The sequence below is a fragment of the Streptomyces longispororuber genome, assembly GCF_014656095.1.
GTDB lineage: Bacteria > Actinomycetota > Actinomycetes > Streptomycetales > Streptomycetaceae > Streptomyces > Streptomyces longispororuber.
In genome coordinates, this window is record NZ_BNBT01000103.1 from 22923 (window position 1) to 31039 (window position 8117).

Here is an 8117-nt window from a genome sequence, read left to right on the forward strand (position 1 = left end):
TCGCTACTTCCGGTCCTGCTGGAGGGTGGCCCACAGTCCGTACCCGTGCATCGCCTGCACGTCGCGTTCCATCTCCTCGCGGCTGCCCGTGGAGACGACGGCCCGGCCCTTGTGGTGGACGTCGAGCATGAGCTTGGTGGCCTTTTCCTTGGAGTACCCGAAGTACGTCTGGAAGACGTACGTCACATAGCTCATGAGGTTGACCGGGTCGTTGTGCACGAGCGTGATCCACGGAACGTCCGGCTCGGGGACCGCGAAGGTCTCTTCGTCCGCGTCCGGGCGGGTGATCTCTGCAGGAGCCGCGCTACTCACTTGTCCCATGCTGCCACCCGCGGGGCCCGACCGCACAAACGGACCCCCGAAATCGTCAGAGTGACGAGATGCGGGGTAGCATCCCTGCCATGAACTCTGGGGAGCACGAGCTGGGGCTGCCGGTCGACGTGCCGTCGACCGCGCTCTTCACGGACCACTACGAGTTGACGATGCTGCAGGGCGCGCTGCGGTCCGGCACGGCGCACCGCCGCTCGGTGTTCGAGGTCTTCACGCGCCGGCTGCCCGAGGGCCGCCGCTACGGCGTGGTCGCCGGGACCGGCCGGGTCCTGGACGCCGTGGAGAACTTCCGCTTCGACGAGGGCGTGCTGGCCTTCCTGCGCGAGCGCGGCGTCGTGGACGGACCGACCCTGGAGTGGCTCGCGTCGTACCGCTTCAGCGGGGACGTGTGGGGCTACCCGGAGGGCGAGACGTACTTCCCCGGCTCGCCGGTCCTGCGCGTGGAGGGCAGCTTCGCGGAGTGCGTGCTGCTGGAGACGGTGATCCTGTCGATCCTCAACCACGACTCGGCCATCGCGGCGGCGGCCTCCCGGATGGCGTCGGCGGCCGGCGGCCGGCCGCTCATCGAGATGGGCGCCCGCCGCACGCACGAGCTGGCGGCCGTGGCCGCGTCCCGCGCGGCGTACGTCGGCGGCTTCACGACCACCTCGGACCTCGCCGCGGGCTTCCGCTACGGCATCCCGACCGTCGGCACCTCCGCGCACGCCTTCACCCTGGTGCACGACAGCGAGCGCGACGCCTTCCGCGCGCAGGTGGACTCCCTGGGCCGGGGCACCACGCTGCTCGTCGACACCTACGACGTGGGTGAGGCGGTCCGCCTCGCCGTGGAGATCGCCGGGCCCGAGCTGGGCGCCGTCCGCATCGACTCCGGCGACCTGCTGCTCGTCGCCCACCGGGTGCGCCAGCAGCTCGACGAGCTCGGCGCCACCGCCACCAAGATCGTGGTCACCTCGGACCTGGACGAGTACGCCATCGCCTCGCTGGCGGCGGCGCCCGTCGACGCCTACGGCGTGGGCACCCAGCTCGTCACCGGCTCCGGCCACCCCACCTCCGCCATGGTCTACAAGCTGGTGGCCCGCGCCCGCTCGGCCGACCCGGGCGCGCCGCTGGAGCCCGTGGCGAAGAAGTCGCTCGGCGCCAAGTCGTCCGCCGGGGGCCGCAAGTGGGCGGCGCGCCGCGTCGACGCCGAGGGGATCGCCGAGGCCGAGGTCGTCGGCACCGGTCCGGTCCCGGCCGACCTCGCCGACCGGCTGCTCCAGGTGCAGCTCATCAAGGGCGGCCAGGTGCTCGCCCGCGAGTCCCTGGACACCGTCCGGGACCGGCACGCGGCCGCGCGGGCCCGGCTGCCGCTCTCGGCGACCCAGCTCTCGCGGGGCGACGCGGTCATCCCCACCGAGTACGTCTGAGCCTTACCCCCGGGACCGGGCGGGGAGCGCGGCCGCAGCCGCGGGGCCCACGCCCCCTCCCGCATCGGTCGTGAAGTCTCTACGCTCGGTTCATCCCGCTAGACGAAGGACACCCGCCATGCGCCGCGCCCTGATTGTCGTCGACGTGCAGAACGACTTCTGCGAGGGGGGCAGCCTCGCGGTGGCGGGCGGTGCGGACGTGGCCGCCGCGATCACCGATCTGATCGGCCAGGCCCCCGCCTGCTACCGCCACGTCGTGGCCACCCGCGACCACCACATCAACCCGGGCGGCCACTTCTCCGCCGCGCCCGACTACGTGGACTCCTGGCCGCCGCACTGCGTCGCCGGGACCGAGGGCGTGGGCTTCCACCCGAACTTCGCGCCCGCGGTCGCCTCCGGGGCCGTGGACGCCGTCTTCTCCAAGGGCGAGCACTCGGCCGCGTACTCCGGCTTCGAGGGAGCCGACGAGAACGGCACGCCGCTGGCGGCGTGGCTGCGCGAGCGGCAGGTGCGGGAGGTGGACGTCGTGGGCATCGCCACGGACCACTGCGTGCGGGCGACCGCGCTCGACGCCGCGCGGGAGGGGTTCCGTACGCACGTCCTGCTCGACCTCACGGCCGGGGTCGCGGGACCGAGCGTGGAGCGGGCCCTGGCGGAGATGCGGGCGGCGGGGGTGGAGCTGACGGGCAAGCCGGTGCTGTAGCCGGCCCTCGCGGGGGCGCCCCAGACCCGCCCCTTTCCCGTAACCAAGGGGCTCCGCCCCCTGGACCCCCGAGATCGCGCTGGCGCGCTCGTCCTCAAACGCCGGACGGGCTGGAATATGCGCTGGGCCGCGCTGGAACTTTTTAGCCCGTCCGGCGTTTGAGGACGAGGCGCGGAGCGCCGATAAAGCGGGGTCCAGGGGCAGCAGCCCCTGGTTTCGGGAAGGGGCGGGACTGGGGCGCCCCCGCGAGGGTCAGGCCACCGCGCCGCGCCGCAACAGCGCCCTGATCGGATGCCACAGCTCCGCCCCGTCGCGGGCGGGGGCCGTGCGCCATATGAGGCCGTCGGGGTGGTGGAGGACCGCCGTGACCTCGTCCGGCGTCGGCGGCTCCGCGTTGCCGCGCAGGTACACCGCCCGCAGCCCGAGGTTCCTGAGCCGCGTCAGCGCCCGCGCCCGGTTCACCGCGTGCACCAGCACCCGCACCCGGCTGCCGCCCGCTCCCGGGCCGGGCCGGGGCAGGGTCAGCGCCACCACCACACTGCCGTTCGGCAGCTTGCAGAAGCCTCCTGCGGCCATGCCGTGTCACACCCCCGTGAGACGTCGCGTCAATAAGAAATCCACAGGACGCACTCAAACACGAACGGCCGCCGCCCGCTAGGGGGCGACGGCCGTCCAGTCAGACTTACCGCTCTGACCTGCGGAAACGTGAAACTACTTCACGGAGGGGCCCACCTGGACCGTGATCGAGGAGCCGTCCTTCGGCTGCTTGACGATCTTGATCTTGGTGTTGGTGTCAGTGACCTTCACGCTGCCCGTGGGGTTCTCCGGGTACCAGTAGGTGCCCTTGTGGTCGTCGAAGACCGGGACCCCGGCGCGCGACTTCAGCTTGAGCGGCACGTCCGCGTTGTGGAGCGTGAACGAGTCCGTGCGGTACTTCGAGAACGGCGCGTCGTACGGCTGGATCTTGTTCCGAAGGAGCGTGCCGTCCTTCCACTTCAGCGGCTTCGCGTGCGCGTCCACCGGCAGGATCAGGCCCTGGCCGTGGTGCTTGCTGACGTTGTTGTCCTTCTGGGAGGTGTCCCACTGCCAGATCAGCAGACCGGTCTGGTAGGGGTAGTGCTCCACCCAGTCGGGGCGGGTCGTGGAGAAGCCGAAGTTGTACGGGCCGGCCTTGAGGGTCTTGTCGTACGACACGTACTGGCGGTTCTCGGCGATGTAGTACTGCTCGTACTTCTTGGTGAAGGACTCGCCGATGCGCGAGAAGCCCTTGACCTTCCAGCCGTTGTCGCCGTTCTCGGCGCCGTCGGTGAAGAGCGCGGCGCCGTCCGCGGTCACCGTGATGCGGTCGGCGGTGAAGCCCTTGAGCGAGGTGCCGCCGTCGGTGGCGTAGCGGAAGCGGACGTCGATCTTCTTGCCCGCGTAGGCGTCGAGCGGGTAGACGAGCTTCTGGTACTTCGCCGACGAACCGGTCAGCGCGGGCTTGTCGCCGCCGTCACGGGTGATCGGCTTGCCGTCGGCGGTGCCGTCGACGGGTGTGAAGGTGGCGCCGCCGTCCGTGGAGACCTCGGCGTAGAGGTAGTCGTAGTTGCGCTCGATGTCCCACCAGCCGTCGAGGGACAGCTCGGCCTTGGACTTGCCGGTCAGGTCGACGGACCGGGTCAGGGTGTTCCTGAGGTCGTCGTCCTGGCCGCTCCACCACTGCTTGGCGCCCTCGGTGGGCTTCACGACAGTCGTGGTGACCGCCTTCTTCGGCAGGGTGACGAGCAGCGCCTGCTTGTTGCGGGTGTTGTACTCGGACACGCCCAGCTTGTGCGTGGACTTCGTCGCGGCCTTCGCCTTGGCGTAGTTCAGCCAGCCGAGCTGGAACTTGTCCCAGGACGTCATGTCGCCGGGCAGGTCGCCGATGGCGTTCTTGGCGGTGCCGAGCCAGGAGCCGGCCGACATCAGCGACCAGAAGCCGACCGAGTTCTCCCCGGCCGCGCCCGGGCCGCTGGTGTCGTACAGGTCCGGCAGGCCGAGGTCGTGGCCGTACTCGTGGGCGAAGACGCCGAGGCCGCCGTTCTCCGGCTGCATCGTGTAGTCGCCGACCCAGATGCCGGACGTGCCGATCTGGGTGCCGCCCGCCTTGTTCTTCGCCGGGCCGGTCTTGCCCGCGTCGTCGCCGTACGCGTACCAGCGGTGCGCCCACAGGGCGTTGGGGCCCTCGGCGCCGCCGCCCGCGGACTCGTCCTCACCGGCGTGGACGATCTGGAAGTGGTCGATGTAGCCGTCGGACTCGTTGAAGTCGCCGTCGTTGTCGAAGTCGTAGCGGTCCCACTTGTCGTACTTCGCGAGGTCCGCCTTGATCTGGGCGTCCGTGCGGCCCTTGGCCTTCTGGTCCTTGACCCAGGCGGTGACGCCGTCGCGCACCGCGTCCCAGACGTTGGCGCAGTTGGAGTCGCCGCAGTAGTTGGAGCCGTAGCGGGCCTCGTTGTAGTCGACCTTGACCCAGTCGGAGACCGTGCCGTCGACCGAGTAGCGCCCGGAGGAGGTCTTCTCGTAGTACGTCTTCAGCGAGTGCTTGGTCTTGCCCTTGCTGTCCTTGCCCTGGCCGAAGTACAGGTCCTGGAAGTGCTTGCGGTTGTAGTCGGCCTGCCAGGCCGTGCTGTTGTCCTTCGCACGGTCCGGCTTGGCTATCTTGTTGTGCAGCGGGCCGGGCGTGCCGCCGTACTTCTTGACCGGCGGCTGGGGGCCCTCGGGGCCGTCCGGGTCGTACAGGGTGGTGTCGTCCACCTTGTCCCCGAACTCCACCAGGATCGTGAAGATCTTGTCGGTCTTCTCCCGGCCGAGCTCGACGTACTTCTTGTCGTCGAGCTTGACGACGTTGGATCCGTCGCGCTTCTTGACCTGGGCCTCGCCCGAGACGACCTGTTCCAGGGCCGCCTTGCGCTGCTGGGCCTGCTGCTTGCTGAAGGGCCCGTCCAGGTCGTGGTCGACGTGCGTCTTGGCGTCCGCCGGGTCGCGGCGGTCAACGGCCTGCCCGTCCTTGGCCGAGGGCGCCTTCGCGCCGTCGTCGGCGACCGCCACGCCGTACGCCGAGAACGTCGCGGTGGCCGCGGCCACCGCCACCGCGGCGGCCGCGGCCCGGAACGTCCGTCTCTTGACTCTCACTTGATGGTTTCCTCCCCCGCGCCCGCCGCGGACCGGAGGGGTGCCGGTCAAGGAGGTCCGCGCGCGGTAAGCGCGTCCTAAGTGACGACATTCGACCGGAGGGTGAGGAGAAAAGACAGACCTTGACTTGAACAGGCCAAATGCTCTATGTAGACGCGACCGTTCGGCATCCGGACGTGATCGCCATGGGACGGCGGCACGACCGGGCGGCATATTGCATCGTCAACGGGCGCGTGCGACCGTCCAGTTGATGGAATGCATGAATCTATGCGCCCCCCATGCACCGGCACCGTGGGTTAGGTCACGCTTACCGTGCGGTCGCCTCGGGCATGGAGGCGAATAGAGTCAAAAACAGGCTCAATTCGACGGTGTGCACAGACACTGGGCAAGGCTTCCAAGCCGACGCCGTAGAGCACCCTTCGATTCGTATAGGTTCCGCCCGGTTCGACACAACCCCCATACCGCCTGGACCACCCCCTACAGCCTGGATCACCCCCGCATCCGCTGTCCCGAGGACGGATCACGCCATGTCTCGCCCCATGCCTCGTCCGACCGTCGCACAGCTCTCGTATGGTTCCGCGACCGTCATCTGTTCCACCCTCGCCATGCTGCTGCTCTCGCAGGCCAGCTCACCACCGGGCATCGCGGTCATAGCGCTGGCCGCGCTCGGGCTCGGGCTGCTCGTGGCCCTGACGGTGCCGTGGCCGAAACCGGCCTCGACACCGCCGGCGAGCGCCGCCCCCGCCCCATCCGCCCACACCCGACCCGTCGTCCCCGCGCAGCGCAAGGTCGTCGCGCCCGTGCCGGTACGGGACCCCTCCCCCACTCCGGTACGGGAGCCCGCCGGCCCCTGAGGCGGCCGGCCGGACAACGGAAACCGGCGGGTCCGCGTCCTGTCGCGCGAACCCGCCGGCCGACGAGCGCCCGTGCCCGGGACGGTGCACGGGCCGCGCCCGCGTGCGCCGCGCGCTCACCCCACACCGCTCACGGTTCCCACCGCTCACCCGGGCACGCTGACCACCACGGTCTTGGCGGCCTTGTCGTGCAGACCCTGCTTGTACGGCTTGTCGAAGAAGCTCCAGCCGCCGCTGATGGCCGTCCAGATGCACGCGCAGCAGAACGCGAACGGCAGCCACAGGACCGCGGCCCGGGCGAGCGCCGCCTGGAGGGTCGGGGTGGCCCCGTCGTTGAGGTTCGCCACCCGCAGACCGAGCCACTTCTTCCCCAGCGTCTGGCCGGACCTGGAGATGAAGTAACTGTCGTAGGCGATGTACAGCACCGCGGCGAGCAGGGACTGGCCGAACGACTTGCCGTACTCGACCCGGTCCGGGTCGACGTCGTACTCACTTGTGCCGAAAAGCCACGACAACAGCCAGACGACCACGCCCACGAGGACCATGTCGATGATGCGGGCGAGGACGCGCTTGCCGCTGTCCGCGAGCGGCGGCATCCCGGCGAGGGGGTCCTGTCCGCCGTAGGGGTCGCCGCCGTAAGGGCCGCCGCCGTAGGGCGGGGGCGGCGCGCCACCGCCCGGGGGCGGGGCGGAACCGGCGCCGCCGCCGGGGGGCGGGGCGTCGTAGGGCGATCCGGCGCCGCTTCCGGGCGGGGGCGGCGGCTGCTTCCGGAACGGGTCGTTGTCGTCCGGGTCCGGGCCGGTGGGGTAGGGCGGCGGTTCGGTGCTCATGGGGTGAGTGCACCTCGAAGTCGTAGTCCCCGCATGCGACGAGCGGCTGTCCGGGTTACGCGGTCGTGTTCGGCGTTACTCTTCCCCGCCACGCCCCGGACCCACCCCTCACCTCAGGACGCGACGAAGGTCTTGGCCGCCTTGTCGTGCCAGCACTGCCGCCAGGGGCGGTCGAACAGGCACCAGAGCACCCCGACCACGCCGACCAGCAGGACCCCGGGCACGGCGTACACGAGCCAGCGCCGCAGCGCGGCCCCGAAGGACGGCGCCGCGTGCTCCTCGATGTCCCGCACCTCCACCCCGCACAGCTTCTTGCCGAGCGTACGTCCCCACTTGGCCGTGGGCAGCGCCTCGTACAGGACGCCGAAGACCAGCAGGACGCCGAGGACGATGCCCAGGTATCCGGCCGTGGTCCCGTCGAGCAGCCACACGGTGACCTTCTCGCCCGACATCTTCGCCGCGTCGATCTTGCTGTCGATGTGGTCCGCGGCCCGTGTGCCGAGCGGCAGCGCGGCCCCGGCGGTGACCGCGGCGAGCACGACGGTGTCGATGAGCCGCGCCGCGAGCCGCCTGCCGAGCGCGGCGGGCCGCGCCGCTGCCTGGGCCTGGACCACCGCCGCGAACGGGTCCGCGGCCACCGGCTTCCACGGCACCACGGGCCCGTCGGCCCCCGGCGCCGCCGCCGTGTCGGGCCGCTGGGCGAGCTGGTGCACCTGCTGGGCCCACGAGGTGGCACCGCCCCCGGCACCGGGGGTGACGACGCCGCCCGGCTGCGGGGCGGACGGGGGTGCGGGGGCGGGGGCGGGCACGCGGGGTGCCGCGGGGGCGGCGGAAGCGGAGGCGG

The 8117-nt window shown here is 71.0% G+C and carries 8 protein-coding genes; 3 read left to right on the plus strand and 5 right to left on the minus strand.

Features of this window, described 5'->3' with window-relative positions; all coding sequences use genetic code 11:
- Positions 1–3 precede the first annotated feature (3 nt).
- On the minus strand, positions 4–321 hold the full coding sequence (gene clpS / locus IE330_RS26360; protein WP_190138613.1) for an ATP-dependent Clp protease adapter ClpS: 318 nt from the start codon (positions 319–321) through the stop codon (positions 4–6).
- An 80-nt stretch (positions 322–401) separates the two neighbouring features.
- On the opposite strand from clpS, the gene IE330_RS26365 reads away from it, so the two are divergent.
- Both IE330_RS26365 and IE330_RS26370 read left to right on the plus strand, forming a co-directional pair.
- Positions 402–1736 (plus strand): nicotinate phosphoribosyltransferase, encoded by a 1335-nt coding sequence (locus IE330_RS26365; RefSeq protein WP_190138614.1) that lies wholly within the window; start codon positions 402–404, stop codon positions 1734–1736.
- A 118-nt stretch (positions 1737–1854) separates the two neighbouring features.
- Positions 1855–2439: an isochorismatase family protein gene (locus IE330_RS26370; RefSeq protein ID WP_190138615.1), complete on the plus strand. Its 585-nt coding sequence runs from the start codon at positions 1855–1857 to the stop codon at positions 2437–2439.
- 252 nt (positions 2440–2691) lie between these two features.
- On the opposite strand, the gene IE330_RS26375 is transcribed toward IE330_RS26370, so the two are convergent.
- A complete protein-coding gene (locus tag IE330_RS26375) occupies positions 2692–3015 on the minus strand; it encodes a hypothetical protein (protein ID WP_190138616.1) in 324 nt (107 codons plus the stop codon).
- A gap of 135 nt (positions 3016–3150) precedes the next feature.
- Positions 3151–5589: an immune inhibitor A domain-containing protein gene (locus tag IE330_RS26380; protein WP_190138617.1), complete on the minus strand. Its 2439-nt coding sequence runs from the start codon at positions 5587–5589 to the stop codon at positions 3151–3153.
- A gap of 539 nt (positions 5590–6128) precedes the next feature.
- Here IE330_RS26380 and IE330_RS26385 point away from each other — a divergent pair.
- Entirely contained in the window at positions 6129–6443 is a 315-nt protein-coding gene (locus IE330_RS26385; protein WP_190138618.1) for a hypothetical protein, read from the plus strand.
- 146 nt (positions 6444–6589) lie between these two features.
- Here IE330_RS26385 and IE330_RS26390 read toward each other — a convergent pair whose 3' ends face one another.
- A complete protein-coding gene (locus IE330_RS26390; protein ID WP_190138619.1) occupies positions 6590–7273 on the minus strand; it encodes an RDD family protein in 684 nt (227 codons plus the stop codon).
- Between the two features lie 113 nt (positions 7274–7386).
- Positions 7387–8117, minus strand: a 731-nt coding sequence (locus tag IE330_RS26395) for an RDD family protein (protein ID WP_229925940.1), incomplete at its 5' end; no start/stop codon positions are given.

Excerpts from the sequence above, each read along its gene's own strand:
- clpS (WP_190138613.1), bottom strand. The coding sequence starts at position 321 with ATGGGACAAGTGAGTAGCGCGGCTCCTGCAGAGATCACCCGCCCGGAC.
- IE330_RS26365 (WP_190138614.1), top strand. The coding sequence starts at position 402 with ATGAACTCTGGGGAGCACGAGCTGGGGCTGCCGGTCGACGTGCCGTCG.
- IE330_RS26370 (WP_190138615.1), top strand. The coding sequence starts at position 1,855 with ATGCGCCGCGCCCTGATTGTCGTCGACGTGCAGAACGACTTCTGCGAG.
- IE330_RS26375 (WP_190138616.1), bottom strand. The coding sequence starts at position 3,015 with ATGGCCGCAGGAGGCTTCTGCAAGCTGCCGAACGGCAGTGTGGTGGTG.
- IE330_RS26385 (WP_190138618.1), top strand. The coding sequence starts at position 6,129 with ATGCCTCGTCCGACCGTCGCACAGCTCTCGTATGGTTCCGCGACCGTC.
- IE330_RS26390 (WP_190138619.1), bottom strand. The coding sequence starts at position 7,273 with ATGAGCACCGAACCGCCGCCCTACCCCACCGGCCCGGACCCGGACGAC.